The sequence below is a fragment of the Nonomuraea sp. NPDC049141 genome (assembly GCF_040648415.1).
Taxonomy (GTDB): domain Bacteria; phylum Actinomycetota; class Actinomycetes; order Streptosporangiales; family Streptosporangiaceae; genus Nonomuraea.
Genome location: NZ_JBEZDR010000001.1, coordinates 201,475 through 214,994 on the forward strand (window position 1 = coordinate 201,475; position 13,520 = coordinate 214,994).

At 70.8% G+C, this 13,520-nt stretch carries 11 protein-coding genes; 2 read left to right on the forward strand and 9 right to left on the reverse strand.

Features of this window, described 5'->3' with window-relative positions; translation table 11 throughout:
• Positions 1 to 25: 25 nt before the first annotated feature.
• From AB0B91_RS00925 to AB0B91_RS00945, 5 genes are read right to left on the reverse strand one after another with little or no spacing between them, the layout of a single operon-like run.
• Positions 26 to 2,554 (reverse strand): glycosyltransferase family 39 protein, encoded by a 2,529-nt coding sequence (locus tag AB0B91_RS00925; protein WP_358312972.1) that lies wholly within the window; start codon positions 2,552 to 2,554, stop codon positions 26 to 28.
• Positions 2,551 to 3,717 carry a bifunctional glycosyltransferase family 2/GtrA family protein gene (locus AB0B91_RS00930; protein WP_358312975.1) on the reverse strand — a complete coding sequence of 389 codons (1,167 nt, stop codon included), beginning with the start codon at positions 3,715 to 3,717 and terminating at the stop codon, positions 2,551 to 2,553. The genes AB0B91_RS00925 and AB0B91_RS00930 overlap by 4 nt, the downstream gene beginning before the upstream one ends.
• 42 nt (positions 3,718 to 3,759) lie before the next feature.
• Positions 3,760 to 5,100: a HAMP domain-containing sensor histidine kinase gene (locus AB0B91_RS00935; protein ID WP_358312979.1), complete on the reverse strand. Its 1,341-nt coding sequence runs from the start codon at positions 5,098 to 5,100 to the stop codon at positions 3,760 to 3,762.
• A 23-nt stretch (positions 5,101 to 5,123) separates the two neighbouring features.
• Positions 5,124 to 5,819: a response regulator transcription factor gene (locus AB0B91_RS00940; protein WP_219539017.1), complete on the reverse strand. Its 696-nt coding sequence runs from the start codon at positions 5,817 to 5,819 to the stop codon at positions 5,124 to 5,126.
• A 54-nt stretch (positions 5,820 to 5,873) separates the two neighbouring features.
• Positions 5,874 to 7,082, reverse strand: a complete 1,209-nt coding sequence (locus tag AB0B91_RS00945) for a cytochrome P450 (RefSeq protein WP_358312982.1) — start codon at positions 7,080 to 7,082, stop codon at positions 5,874 to 5,876.
• 90 nt (positions 7,083 to 7,172) lie between these two features.
• Here AB0B91_RS00945 and AB0B91_RS00950 point away from each other — a divergent pair, with 90 nt between their 5' ends.
• The gene (locus AB0B91_RS00950) at positions 7,173 to 7,745 is read left to right on the forward strand and encodes a helix-turn-helix domain-containing protein (RefSeq protein ID WP_358312985.1); all 573 of its coding nucleotides are present in this window, start codon (positions 7,173 to 7,175) and stop codon (positions 7,743 to 7,745) included.
• Here the strand turns inward: AB0B91_RS00950 and AB0B91_RS00955 are convergent.
• The 4 genes from AB0B91_RS00955 to AB0B91_RS00970 all read right to left on the reverse strand — a co-directional run bounded on the left by AB0B91_RS00955 (position 7,734) and on the right by AB0B91_RS00970 (position 12,312).
• On the reverse strand, positions 7,734 to 9,236 hold the full coding sequence (locus AB0B91_RS00955) for an NAD(P)/FAD-dependent oxidoreductase (RefSeq protein ID WP_358312988.1): 1,503 nt from the start codon (positions 9,234 to 9,236) through the stop codon (positions 7,734 to 7,736). The genes AB0B91_RS00950 and AB0B91_RS00955 overlap by 12 nt on opposite strands.
• 290 nt (positions 9,237 to 9,526) lie before the next feature.
• Positions 9,527 to 10,381 (reverse strand): SDR family oxidoreductase, encoded by an 855-nt coding sequence (locus AB0B91_RS00960; protein ID WP_358312991.1) that lies wholly within the window; start codon positions 10,379 to 10,381, stop codon positions 9,527 to 9,529.
• Positions 10,378 to 11,334, reverse strand: a complete 957-nt coding sequence (locus AB0B91_RS00965; protein ID WP_358312994.1) for an NAD-dependent epimerase/dehydratase family protein — start codon at positions 11,332 to 11,334, stop codon at positions 10,378 to 10,380. The genes AB0B91_RS00960 and AB0B91_RS00965 overlap by 4 nt, the downstream gene beginning before the upstream one ends.
• Before the next feature lie 87 nt (positions 11,335 to 11,421).
• On the reverse strand, positions 11,422 to 12,312 hold the full coding sequence (locus AB0B91_RS00970; RefSeq protein ID WP_358312997.1) for a LysR family transcriptional regulator: 891 nt from the start codon (positions 12,310 to 12,312) through the stop codon (positions 11,422 to 11,424).
• 70 nt (positions 12,313 to 12,382) lie between these two features.
• On the opposite strand from AB0B91_RS00970, the gene AB0B91_RS00975 reads away from it, so the two are divergent.
• Positions 12,383 to 13,423 carry a putative sulfate exporter family transporter gene (locus AB0B91_RS00975; RefSeq protein WP_358313000.1) on the forward strand — a complete coding sequence of 347 codons (1,041 nt, stop codon included), beginning with the start codon at positions 12,383 to 12,385 and terminating at the stop codon, positions 13,421 to 13,423.
• The last annotated feature ends 97 nt before the right edge of the window (positions 13,424 to 13,520 follow it).

Consider the following 13,520-nt stretch of genomic DNA (forward strand, 5'->3'; position numbering starts at 1 on the left):
CAAAACGCGGCGCCCCTTGACTGGATCACGAAGAGCAGTCGTAGAGCCCATCCTGGCCGGTCACGGCCTTGCAGTTGGCCTGGACCCAGGTGGTGACCTCGCTGTTGCCTCTGCCGGGGCCGCCGCGGTCGTCGCCGCCGGCCATCACGTAGCGGAGCTTGCCGGATGAGACGAGGTCCTTGAGCTTGGTGACGGTCATGGCGGGGTCGCTGCCGGTGAAGCCGCCCATGGCGAGGACCGGCTTGCCAGTGGACAGGATGGTCGAGGACGCCTGCATGGCGCTGCTCACGGCGACGAGCCACTCGGCCTTGCCCTGGTTGGCCACCAGGTAGGAGACCATGGAACTGCTGATCCCGCCACCGGGACCGCCGCCGCCCATCCGACCGAACCGCCGCTCCGTCCCCTGCCCGTTCTGGCCCTGGCCATCTTGGCCCTGCCCGTCGCCCTGCGGGACCTGACCCTGCGGGACCTGGCCCTGCCCGTCCTGGCCCTGCGGCATCTGGCCTTGAGGCATCTGCCCCTGCGGCATCTGCCCCTGCGGGAACTGGCCCTGCGGCATCTCGCCCGACGGCATTTGGCCGCGGAAGCCGCCGCCACCGGGGCCGAAGCCCATTCCGCCGCTGGACGGTCCCGCGGTCGGGTTGCTGCCGTTGACCTGCGAGCCGAGGGGCGACACCGCGAACGCGGCTGGTCCGGCGAGCCCGGCGATCGCCGTCGCCACCAGCGCGACCGCGGCCGCCTTCACCGCGATCTCCTTGCGGAACTTGGCGAGCACCAGTCCCGCCACCGCGACCACGGTCGCGGCGAGCACTGCCCAGGCCAGCCACGGCACGAAGTCGGGAGTACGGCGGAGCACCACGAACGACCACACGCCCGTGACGGCGACCCCCAGCGGCAGCGCCCAGGCCCACACCTGGGAGGAGCGCCGGTAGGCGTCCCACATGGCCAGCCCACCGAAAGCGGTGATGGCGGCGACGGCCGGCGCCATGGCGGTCGTGTAGTAGGGGTGGAAGGTGCCGCTGGCGAAGCTGAACACCATGAAATGCACCACGAGCCAGCCACCCCAGACCAGCCACGCGGCGAGGCTTGCCCCGGGCTGACCGGCGGTCCCCGAAGTGCCGATGGCCCCCGAAGCGCCAACGGCTATGGGCGGGGCAGCGACCTCGGGCGCGGCGCCGACCTCGGGCGCGGCGCCGACCTCGGGCGCGGCGCCGACCTTGGGCGCGGCGCCGACCTTGGGCGCGGCGCCAACCGCGGTGCCAACCTCGGACGCGGTGCCGCCTTCGGGCGTGACCAGGCCGACCCAAGGCGTGGTCACCTCAAGATTGGTCGCCTCAGGCTTGACGGCGGTGCTCGCGCCCGCAGCGGCCCATGGCTCAGCGACGGCGACTGCGACGGCGTTCGTGTCCGTGTCAGCCCCCTGCGGCGCAGTGAGCCTGGCGCGTCGCCACTGGGCGGTGTTGGCCCCTTGCGGCGCAAGGAGCTTGGCGCGTCGCCACCGCGCGGTCAGCGCGAACACCAGGGCCAGCCCGCAGAACGGCAGCAGCCAGGAGATCTGACCCGCCATCGTCTCGTTGAACAGCCGATCGGCCCCGGCGGCACCGCCGAACGAGGCCCCACCCCCGCCGCCGAACCCGCCCGCACCGCCACCGCCGCCACCCGGCCCGCCGCCACCCTGACCGAAGATGCGCCCGAGGCCGTTGTACCCGATGACCAGGTCCCAGACGGAGTTGTCGGTCGAACCACCGATATAAGGCCGCGAGTCCGCAGGCAGGAGGTCCACGATCACCATCCACCAAGCGCTCGACACCACCATCACGGCCCCGGCGGCCAGCAGGTGACCCACGCGCTTGCCCCAGGAGACCCGGGCACACAGCAGGTACGCCAGGACAAAGGCAGGCACGACCACGTACGCCTGGAGCATCTTGACGTTGAACGCCAGCCCGACGAACAACGCGCACACCAACAGCGACCGCAGCCGCCCGGTCCGCAGCGACTCCAGGCAGAACCACGCGGCCAGCACGAGCAGGAACACCAGGATGGTGTCAGGGTTGTTGTCGCGGTTGATCGCCACCGTGATAGGCGTGAGCGTCATGACGACGGCCGCGATCAGGGCGGCCACATGCGCCTGCCCTACCTCCGAGTGGGCAGACGCGGGCCGAAGAACGGGGAAGGCACGCCGTACCGACGAGTAGACCAGCCCGACGGAGGCCACGCCGGCCAGCGCCTGCGGGATCAGCATGCTCCACGTGTTGAAACCGAAGATCCGCGCCGACAGCCCCATCACCCACAGAGCCAGCGGCGGCTTGTCGACCGTGATGAACGAGCCGGAGTCGAGCGCGCCGAAGAAGAACGCCTTCCAGCTCTTGGTGCCCGACAGGATGGCCGCGGAGTAGTACTCGTTGGCGTTGCCGCTCAGCGCCCACGTATAAAGGACGAAGGCGACGGCCAGGACGATCCAGAGCGCGGGCCGGGACCAGCGAGGATCTTCCGGGGCGCCGCGCCAAACAGCGGCGCGCCAAACAGAGCGGCGGTGGTCGAGGGTCATGGTCATGACGTGCTCCGGCTCGGATTGAAGACCCAGACCCGCAGCAGGAGGAAGCGGACCAGCGTGGCCAGCGCGTTGGCCACGACGACCGCGACCAGTTCCACGCCGTGGGAGACGGTGTCGGGCAGCAGCGCCAGGCCGCCGGTGGTCAGCACCAGCCCGACCAGGAACGCGATCAGGCCCTCGAACTGGTGCCGCATGGCCCCTGCAGACCCGGTCACGCCGAAGGTGAAGCGGCGGTTGGCGGCGGTGTTGGCCACGGCGGTCACCAGCAGCGCGATCGCGTTGGCCAGAAGCACCGGGATCATCTGCCGCAGCCCCGAGAACAGCAGCAGGTACGCCAGCGTGCTCACCGCGCCCACGACGGCGAACTTGGGCAGCTGCGCGGCCATGCCGCGCGGCAGCTGGGCCTGCGACACCCGGGCGGGCACCGGGATGCGGGCCGCGCCGGACAACGTCTTTCGAGCCACCCTGAACAGGCCGCGCAGGTCGTCCTTGGCAGTCTGGAAGACGTCCACCCGGCTGTCGGGGTCGTCCACCCAGTCGACGGGCACCTCGTGGATGCGCAGCCCGTGCCGCTCGGCGAGCAGCAGCAACTCGGTGTCGAAGAACCACTGCTCGTCCTCGACGGCGGGCAGCAGCGCCTGCGCGATCTCGGTGCGCACGGCCTTGAACCCGCACTGTGCGTCGGAGAACCTGGCGCCCATGAGGTGGAGCAGCAGGTTGTAGGAGCGGGAGATGAACTCGCGCTTCGGCCCGCGCACCACCCGCGACGCCCTGGCCAGCCTGGTGCCGATGGCCAGGTCGCTGTGGCCCGACAGCAGCGGCGCCACCAGCGGCAGGAACGCGTCGAGGTCGGTGGACAGATCGACGTCCATGTAGCTGACGACGTCCGCGTCGCTCTCCGACCACACCTGGCGCAGCGCCCGCCCGCGTCCCTTGCCGTCCAGGTGTACGGCCCGCACGTGGGGCAGCTCGGCGGCCAGTTCGATGGCCAGCTGCCAGGTGTTGTCCGTGCTGGCGTTGTCGGCGATCGTGATGCGGTAGTCGTACGGGAAAGTCCCCGACAGGTAGGCGTGCAGCCGGCCGATGCTGTCACGCAGGGCCCGCTGCTCGTTGTAGACCGGGACGACCACCTCGACCAGGCGGGTCTTGAGTGTTGTGTGCATGACCCGAATCTCTCGTTCGGGTCTTTAACGCGACTTAGCCGATTATGAGTGCGGGGTGAGATTCCCGGGCAGTTCGACGATCGCGATCGCGCCGCCGCCGGGGGCGTTCTCCAGGCGCACCTTTCCCCCGGTCTCGGCCACGGCCTGCGCGACGATCGCCAGCCCGAGCCCGGAGCCGGGCAGGCCACGCGCCGCCGGCGAACGCCAGAAGCGCTCGAAGACATGCGGCAGGTCCTCTTCGGGGATGCCGGGACCGTGATCGCGTACGGTCAGCTCGCCTTGGCGCAAGGTCACCTGGACCTCGCCGTCCGGGCTGAACTTGGCGGCGTTGTCGATGAGGTTGAGCACGGCACGTTCCAACGAGGCGGGACCGCCGACGACGTACCAGGGGGCCAGATCGGTGGCGACCGCGGCCCCGCGCAGCTGGGCCCGCTCGGCCGCGGCCCGGACCACGTTGCTGAACTCCAGCTCGATGTGCGGCTCGTGGTCGGTGTCGCCGCGGGCCAACTGCAGCAGGTCGCCGACCAGCGTGGACAGCTCGGCGAACTGGGCCTTGACGTTGACGAGCAGCCGTTGCTTGGCGCCGGGGTCGAGGCTGCGGCCGGTCTGCTCGCTGCGCAGCAGCAGGTCGATGTTGGTACGCAGGGTGGTCAGCGGGGTCCGCAACTCGTGGCCGGCGTCGGCGACGAGTTGCTGCTGGCGCTCACGCGATCCGGTCAGCGCGGTGGTCATGGCGTTGAAGGAGGCACTCAGGCGGGCGATCTCGTCATTGCCCCGCACCGGGATGCGGGTATTGAGATCCTCCGTTCTGGCGATGTGCTCGACAGCCTTGGTGAGGCGGCCGACGGGGCGCAAGGCCGTACGCGAGACGAGCAGGCCGGCTCCGGCGGCGACGAGCACGCCGAGCGCCGCCACGCCGGCGAGCATGAGCACCAGATTGCGCAGCGTGCCGTTCAGCTCGGCCAGGGGCCTGGCCACCACGAGCGCCGCGCCCTTGTCGACGTTGGTGGCGAGCACGCGCACCGGGGTGCCGTCGTCGTAGTAGCCGTCGTAGAATTCCTGCGAGTTGGGGTACGACGTGGCGATGGTCTTGTCGTGCGGCGTGACCTTGATCGCGGTGTTGCCCATGACGCAGCGGGTGCCGTTGGCGAGGACGAGCTGCATCGGCTCGGCCCAAGCAGGGCCGCCGTCGCCGGGCCCCCCGGTGTCCACGGGCTGGTCCGAGCAATGCCGCGCCGCGTCGTTCATGGCCTTCCACGGCGGGTGGATCTGCTTCAGCGACTCGTTGAGCTGATAGGAGAGCTCCCTGCGGACGATGTACCAGCAGCCCACCGCCGAGATCGCCACCGCGATCGCCACCGCCGCCGCGACCAGGATGGTCATCCGGGAGCGCAGACTGCCTTTCCTCACGGCGCCGCTCGCAGCGTGTACCCCACCCCGCGCACGGTGTGGATCACCCGTGCCTCGCCACCGGCCTCGGTCTTGCGCCGCAGGTACATCACGTACACGTCGAGCGAGTTGGACGTCGGCTCGAAGTCGAACCCCCACACCTCGCCCAGGATCTGCTCTCGGGTCAGCACCTGGCGCGGGTGCGACAGGAACAGCTCCATCAGCAGGTATTCGGTCCTGGTGAGGTCCAGCCGCCGCTCGCCCCTGGTCACCTCGCGGGTGTCGGGGTCCATGCGCAGGTCGCCGTAGCTCAGCGTGACCTCAGGGGCGCCGGTGTGCAGCGCGCCCCGCCGCAGCAGGGCGCGGACCCTGGCCAGCAGCTCGTCGAGCTCGAACGGCTTGACCAGGTAGTCGTCGGCGCCCGCGTCGAGCCCGGAGACCCGGTCGCCGACCGCGTCGCGGGCGGTCAGCATGAGTACAGGAATGTGGTTGCCCGTGGCCCTGAGCCTGCGGCAGGCCGTCAGCCCGTCGAGGCGCGGCATCATGACGTCGAGCAGCACCGCGTCATACGTCTCGCGCGCCAGCTCGTCGAGCGCGGCCTGCCCGTCGTTCGCTGTGACGACCTTGTAGCCCTCGAATTCGAGGCTCGACTGCAACGCCTCGCGCAACGCGGGTTCGTCGTCCACCACCAGCAACCGTGCAGGCTCACTCATGCTCTTAAGCTAAGGCCCCATCATGAAAACGCTATGAACGATTTCGGGGATGTTTCATGAGTCCCGCCACGTGACGGGCATGGCATTCGCCCCGAAGATGACCTGACTGTACTTGAACGAAACCTCCTCCTCGTTCACCGCGAGACGCAGCGACGGGATGCGCTCGAACAGCGTCCGGTAGGCGATCTCCAGTTCGGCCCTGGCCAGGTTCTGGCCGAGACACTGGTGCACGCCGTAACCGAAGGCGACATGGTGGCGGGCGCCGCGGTCGATGTCGAACTCGTCCGGCCGCTCGAAGGCCCGCTCGTCCCTGTTCGCCGAGGCGCCGAGCACGAAGATGCCCTCGCCCTTCCTGACGAGCTGACCGCCGATCTCCTGGTCCTCGACGGCCACCCGGTCGAAGGCCACCCAGTCGACGATCGACAGGTAGCGCAGCAGTTCCTCGACCGCCATCGGCCAGAGTCCCGGGTCTTCCCGCAGCCGGGCCAGCTCACCGGGGTGGCGCAGCAGGGTGAGGACGCCGAGCGGGATCATGTTGGCGGTGGTCTCGTGGCCCGCGATGAGCAGCAGCGAGATCATGCCGACGATCTCGTCGTGGCTCACCTCCCCCGCCGTGATCAGTCGCCCGAGCAGGTCGTCCTTGGGCTGCTTCTCCGCCTCCGTGACGAGATCGTCGAGGTAGCCCTTGATCTCCAGGATCGCGGCGAAGCCCGCCTGCGGGTTGTCGCTGGACACCATGGTGCGGGTACGTGACTGGAAGAACTCGTGGTCGGCGTACGGCACGCCGAGCAGCTGGCAGATGACCAGCGACGGCAGCGCCAGCCCGAAGTCGGCGACCAGTTCGGCGTCCGGGCCCTTGGCGAGCATGTCGTCGATGAGCAGGTCGGCGGTCCGCTGGATGCCGGGCCGCATCTCCTTGACGCGCCGGACGGTGAACTCGGGGATGAGCAACCGCCGGTAGCGGCCGTGTTCAGGCGGGTCCATGTCGATGAACTGGCCGACCCTGAACCGTTCCATGACCTCCCGCTGCTCCTGGGTCGGTTCCTCGGCGGTGAACGCGTTGTTCGGGTGGCCGGGGGTGGCGGGGCTGGTGCTGATGCCCTGGCCGTTCAGTACCTGCCGGGCTTCGGCGTACCTGGTGACCAGCCAGACGTCGCCGTTGGGCAGGGAGGCCCGTACGAGCGGCGCCTCCTCGCGCATCCGCTCGTACTCGGGCGGCGGGGCATACGGGCAGGTGCGCGGGACAGGGAAGGATTGGGTCATAGTCTTGCTCCCTACAAAGCCGGATTCGCATTGCTTACTTACGTGAAAGTAAGCAATGCGGGGCCCGGCCGTCAAGTGGACGGGAGTGGAATGGCAGGGCGGCGGACCGACACACGTGAGCGGATCCAGCGGGTCGCGATGGAACTGTTCGCCGAGCGGGGCTACGACAAGACCACGTTGCAGGAGGTGGCGGAGCGGCTGGAGATCACCAGGCCGGCGCTCTACTACCACTTCCGGACGAAGGAGGAGATCCTCGCCAGCATCGCCGACGGGTTCATCTCCTCGCTCGACGAACTCGGGGAGTGGGCGCGGGCGCAACCGGACACGTTCGAGGCCCGGCAGGAGATCCTGCGGCGGATCGCCGGGCTGCTGGACGACCGGTGGCGGCCGCTGATGCGGTTCGCGCAGGTGAACCAGGGGGTGTTCGCCGAGACGTCGGTGGGCGACCGGATGCAGGAGCGCATCATCACGCTGCTGTCGGTGCTGAGCCGGCCGGGGGGTGACGCGGTCGTGCAGTTCGAGGCGCGGCTGGCGGTGTTCGCGCTGATCCTGGCCACGGTGCCGGAGCTGTTCGGCATGGACCTGCCGCCGGCCGAGCTGGCCTCCGCGGCCATGACCGTGGCCGTCCGATTGGTCTCGGACCAAGAGGCTTCAGGCCAGTAGGGCCATCGCCGCGTTGTGGCCGGGGATGCCGCTGACGCCGCCGCCCCTCCGGGCGCCGGCGCCGCACAGCAGGATCCGCTCGTGCGCCGTCTCCACCCCCCAGCCGCCTTCCTCCGCGTACGGCCAGCTCAGGTCCCGGTGGAAGATGTGGCCGCCGGGCAGGCCCGCCTCGTTCTCCAGGTCGACCGGCGTCTTGGCCTCGATACAGGGCGTGCCGTCAGGGGCGCGCAGGAGGCAGCCCTCGATGGGCTCGGCCAGCACGCTGTCGATGGACGCCAGGGTGGCCTTGAGCGCCTCATCCCTCGCCTTATCCGGATTTTCCCGGAACAGGCGCGCAGGCATGTGCAGCCCGAACAGCGTCAGCGTCTCCGCCCGCCCCCGCAGCTCGGGGCCGAGGATCGACGGGTCGGTCAGCGAGTGGCAGTAGACCTCAGCGGGCGGCAGATCCGGGATCCGCCCCCGGGCCGCCTGCCCGTGGGCCCTGGCCAGCTGGTCGCGGCTCTCGTTGATGTGGAACGTACCGCTGAAGGCCGCTCGCGGGTCCACCGAGGCGTCCTTGAGCCGCGGCAGCCGGCTCAGCACCATGTTGACCTTCAGCTGGGCACCCTCGGGCACCTCCGGCGTCGCGCCGAGCAGCCGGTCGAGGACGGCCGGCGGCAGGTTGACCAGCACGTGCCGCCCCGTGACCGTGTGCTCGCCGTCGTCCGTGCGGAACGCCACCTCACCCGACGGCGAGATCCCGATGATCTCCGCCCCGGTCCTGATCTCGGCCCCCGCCTGCCTGGCGGCCGCTTCGAGCGCCCCGGACACCGCGCCCATCCCGCCGACCGGCACGTTCCAGTCGCCTGTCCCGTCGCCGATCACGTGGTAGAGGAAGCACCGGTTGGCCAGCAGGTCCGTGGCGGGGTCGGCGAACGTGCCGATCAACGCGTCGGTCAGCACCACGCCACGCACGGTGTCGTCGCGGAACCGCTCGTCCACGACCTGCCCGATCGGCCGCTGGAACATGTCCCGCCACGCCTCGGCGCCCACCAGGCGTTCGATCTCGGCGGGGGTACGCAGGGGTTCGAGCAGCGTGGGCGCCAGGACCCGGGCCACCTCGGCGGTCAGTCCGTAGAACTCCTCCCACGCCCGACGGTCGGCGTCGCCTCCGGTGACGGCCCTGAACGAGGCGGCGGTGGCACCCTCGTCGCCGTCGTCGACGAGCAGGCCGGTGTCGCCGTGGGGCGTGTAGGAGGAGTAGCGGCGACGGCGCAGGTCGAGGCGGAGCCCCAGGTCGCGGACGATCTCGGTGGGCAGGAGGCTGACCAGGTAGGAGTAGCGCGACAGCCGTACGTCCACCCCCGGAAAGGGCCGCGCGGAGATCGCCAGGCCGCCCACGTACCCGAGCCGCTCCAGCACCAGCACCCGCCGCCCGGCCCGCGCCAGGTAGGCGGCCGCCACCAGCCCGTTGTGCCCGCCACCCGCGACAACGACGTCATAGGACCCCATATCCGCACCATACCGATTGATCGCCGCCGTAAGGTGCCGAGGCATGACGAACGATCACACGGCCTGTGTCACCAGAGGCGGACGCCCGGCTTTCGTGGTGAACGTCGAGGTCTTCCTGGAACGAGACGGCCGCTGGCTGCTGATCAGGCGCGGCGATCAGGAGGCCCACGCGCCCGGCGTGCTCAGCGGCGTCGGCGGCAAGGTCGAGGCCGACGGCGTCGGGGCCGCCGTCCTGGAGGAGACCGCCGGGAGGTGGGCGTCGGGCCCTCAGCGCCATGCGAAAGCTGTAGCTAAGAGGCGCGAACGACCTCGGCCAGCGGGGTGGCGGGCCGGCCGGTCAGTCGGGGAATGGCGTCGCTGACCCCGTCGAGTTCGCCGGCGGCGATGGCGGTATAGGTGGAGACCCAGGCGTCGACCTGCCAGTCAGGGGCGCCGTAGGAGGCGCGGGATCGGTAGGCCTCCGCCACCGTCTCGGGATGGTAGGTGACGACGCGGCCGGTCGCCTGCGACAGGATCGCGGCGACTTCGGCCAAGGTGAGGGATTGCGGGCCGGTCAGGTCGTAGGTGGCTCCGGCGTGCTCGGGAGCATCGAGCAGTACGGCTGTGGCGGCATCGGCGATGTCGTCCTGCGCGACGACCGCGGCTCGCCCCTGTCCGGCGGGGCCCCGGACGACATCGTCGGCACCGACCATGGCCGGCAGGAAGTCGGCGTAGAGGTTGTCGCGCAGGAAGGTGAAGGCCAAGCCGCTGGCCAGGATGTGCTGCTCGGTGGCCCAGTGGTCACGGGCGAGGGTGAACGTGGCATCGGGGGCGGCGCCGTAGAACGAGATGTACACCAGGTGGGCGACACCGGCCTCGGCGGCGGCGTCGACGAAGGTGCGGTGCTGCTGGAGGCGGTCGGGCGTCTCCGAGGCCGACACCATCAGGACCCGGTCAACGCCGTCCAGGGCCCGCAGGAGCGCGTCACGCTCGCCGAACCCGCCGCGAACCGCGGTGGCCCCGGGCAGTCGCGGGGCCCGATCCAGGTCGCGGACCACCATGGTCTGCGGGGTGCCGGCGGCGGCGAGCCGCCGGGCGACGCGCCCGCCGAGGTTGCCGGTGACGCCGGTCACCGCGATCCTCAAGCCGGTGAACTGACTCGTCATGAGCGCGCCTCTTCTGTCGGATGCTTCGTCTCGTCCCTTACTACCAGGTCGGTGCCGGTGATCCAGTCGGTGACGGATCGGTGCCGCGGGCTCCAGCCGAGGAGATCGCGCGTACGGGTGGTGCGCACGCGGCTGTTGGAGCCCAGGGCGTGGCCGGCGAACTGGGGATCCCAGACGTTGTCCGGGGAGGCGGGGTTCCAGGGCTGTGGGCCGGGGAGGCCGAGGGAGCGGGCGATGGCGCCGGTCATCGCGGCGAAGGACTCCTCACCGTTCTCGACGAAATAGAAGGTACCGGGGGGCGACTTCTCCAGGGCGAGGAGATACAACGCGGCCATGTCGTCGATGTGGACGTTGGACCAGATGTTGCGGCCGGTCCCGACGTGGCGGACCACCCCGCCGGAACGTGCCTGGCGGACAAGTGCCGCGATCAGGACGCTGTCGCGGCCCAGGCCTCGTCCGGGTCCGTAGATCAGGCTGTCGCAGAGGACCGCGGAGCGCACGCCTTGCTCCGCGGCGCCCAGGACCAAGCGGTCGATGGCGACGCGGGCCTTGCGGATGGGATGGTCGGGCTCCCAGGCGGAGCCCGCATCGAGAACGTCCTCGTTGAAGATCTCTTCGGACGCCTCGCCTTGGGTGCCGACCGCCACGATGCTGGAACCGCTGGTGTGGATCAGGGCCTTGCCGGACCCGGCCAGTGCGGCGATGAGCGTTTCGACGGCGCCGCGGTGGTCGCTGCTGGCCGCGTTGACGACGGCGTCGGCGCGGTGGGCCTGCTCGGCGAGCACAGCCGTGTCGTCCAGGGTGCCCACCACCGGCTGGATGCCCAGCCGGGCGAGTTCCTCGGCTCTGGCCGGGTCGCGGATCAGGCCGGTGACGAGGTGGCCGGCCTGAAGGAGGTGGGCGGCGACGGTGCCGCCGATGTATCCGCTCGCGCCGGTGACGAAGACATGCATCGAAAGGGCCTTTCCTGCCGGGGACGGGACAGCATCAGCCGGTGTTCGATGGATGGACAACTTCCCGTGCCATAACGGCAAAACGGCTCATGGGCGGCTGGCGATCGCCAGAAGGGTCGCGGCCGGGGCGGCGAGTGAGCGGCCGCGGCGCCACACCGCGCGCAGGCTCCTGACCAGGTTCAGGCCCGCGAGCGGCACCTCGACCAGCCGTCCCGTGGCCACCTCCGCCTCCACGGCGTACCCGCTGAGCACCGCGGGCGCCGACCCGGCCTGGGCGGCGCCCTTGACGGCCGAGTTCGAGCCCAGCTCCAGCCGCGGGCTGGCGCGGTGCAGGCTCCTGAACGCCACGTCCAGCGTCTCCCGCGTGCCCGACCCGGGCTCGCGCACGACGAGCGGCGTGGCGGCCAGTTCCGCCCCTTTGAGCGCGGTACGGCGGCGCGCCCAGGCATGCCCCGGCGCCACCACGACCACCAGCCGGTCGGTGCCCACCACGCGGCTGGCCAGTCCCTCGGGCACGCTCGGCCCCTCGACGAAGCCCAGCTCCACCTCCCCGGCCAGCACCCGGGCGGCGACGTCGGCGGAGTTCACCACATCGAGGCCGACCTGGACGCCAGGCTCGCGGTTCTGCAGCTCGCCCAGCCAGCGCGGCACCAGGTACTCGGCCACCGTCATGCTCGCCGCCACCCGCAGATGGGCCGCTCCGCTGTGCCGTACCGCCTGGGCGGCGCGCATCAGCTCCTGGGCGGCGGCGAGCACCTGAGCGGCCCAGCCCGCCACCATCTTGCCCTCGGCGGTCAGCGTGGACCCGCGCGGCGTACGCTCCAGCAGCGGCAGGCCCAGGCGGCGCTCCAGGTGCGCGATCCGCTTGCTGGCCGACGGCTGGGCAATGCCCGCGACCTTGGCCGCCTGCCCCAGGCTGCCCAGCTCGCCCACGTCGACCAGGAGCTTCAGCGAGTCGAGATCCGGCAGCGTACTCATAGCCACAGGCTATGACCTCCCAGGCAACGGATGGCTACCGAGCCCTCCCGGCACTCAGAACACTGGGATCATGACCTTCACCGCCCGCCTGCCGCACGATCGTCCGCCCGGTGATCGTCCCCTGGGTGGCGACCCAAGCAGTGAGCGCCGGCTGCCTGGTGTCGGCGCGGCGGCGGTGGCGGTGGTGTTCGCGCTGGTCGTGAACCACTTCGTGCCCATACTCAGCCCCGCGGTCGTCGCCGTCGTGTCGGGCGCGGCGCTGGCGAACCTGGTGGGCGTCGGCGAGCGGCTCAAGCCCGGTCTGCGGTTCGTCGCGAAGCGGGTGCTGCGTACCGCGATCGTGCTGCTCGGCCTGCAGATCGCGGTGCCGCAGGTGCTGGCGCTGGGGTGGCGGACGGTGGCCGTCGTGGTGCTCGCGACCGGCGTCACGTTCACGCTGACCCCGCTGATCGGCCGCCGCCTCGGCCTCTCGCCGGGCACGTCACTGCTGGTCGCCACCGGCGTCTCGATCTGCGGCGCCGCCGCGATCGCGGCCATGCGCGAGAGCACCGACGACTCCTCCGACGATGACGCGGCCAGCGCGCTCAGCGTGGTCGTCCTGTACGGCACCACCGCCATCGCCCTCCTGCCGCTGGCGGCGTCCTGGCTCGGGCTGTCACCGACGCAGCTGGGCGTGTGGGCCGGGGCCGCCGTGCACGAGGTGGCCCAGGTGGCCGCGATCGGGGCCGCCTCGGGTGTGCTGGTCACCGCCGTCACCGTCAAGCTGGGGCGCGTCATCCTGCTCGCCCCGATCGTCGCCCTGACCTCGTACCGCCGCCGCCACGCCGGGACCGATGCCCCCGGCCGGAGCAAGCGGCCGCCGATCATCCCGCTGTTCGTGGCCGGGTTCCTGGCGATGGTGGCGCTGCGCGGCACCGGCCTGGTCCCCGGCGCCGTGACCACCGCGATCCCCCAGGTCACGAACATTCTCATGGCCGCCGCCCTGTTCGGCCTCGGTACGGGGATCGACGCCCGCATACTGGTCAAGGGCGGGCGCGCGCTGCTGCTCGGCGCCATTGCCACCGGCCTGGTCGGGGCCGTCTCGCTCGCGGGTGTCATGCTCCTCGTGTGATCATCGGTGGACGCGCGGCCCGTCCCTCCGTAACGTGCTTAATCTGAACAAACTACGTAAAGTAGACCGTTCCATTAAGCCGCCATACAAGGGAGCA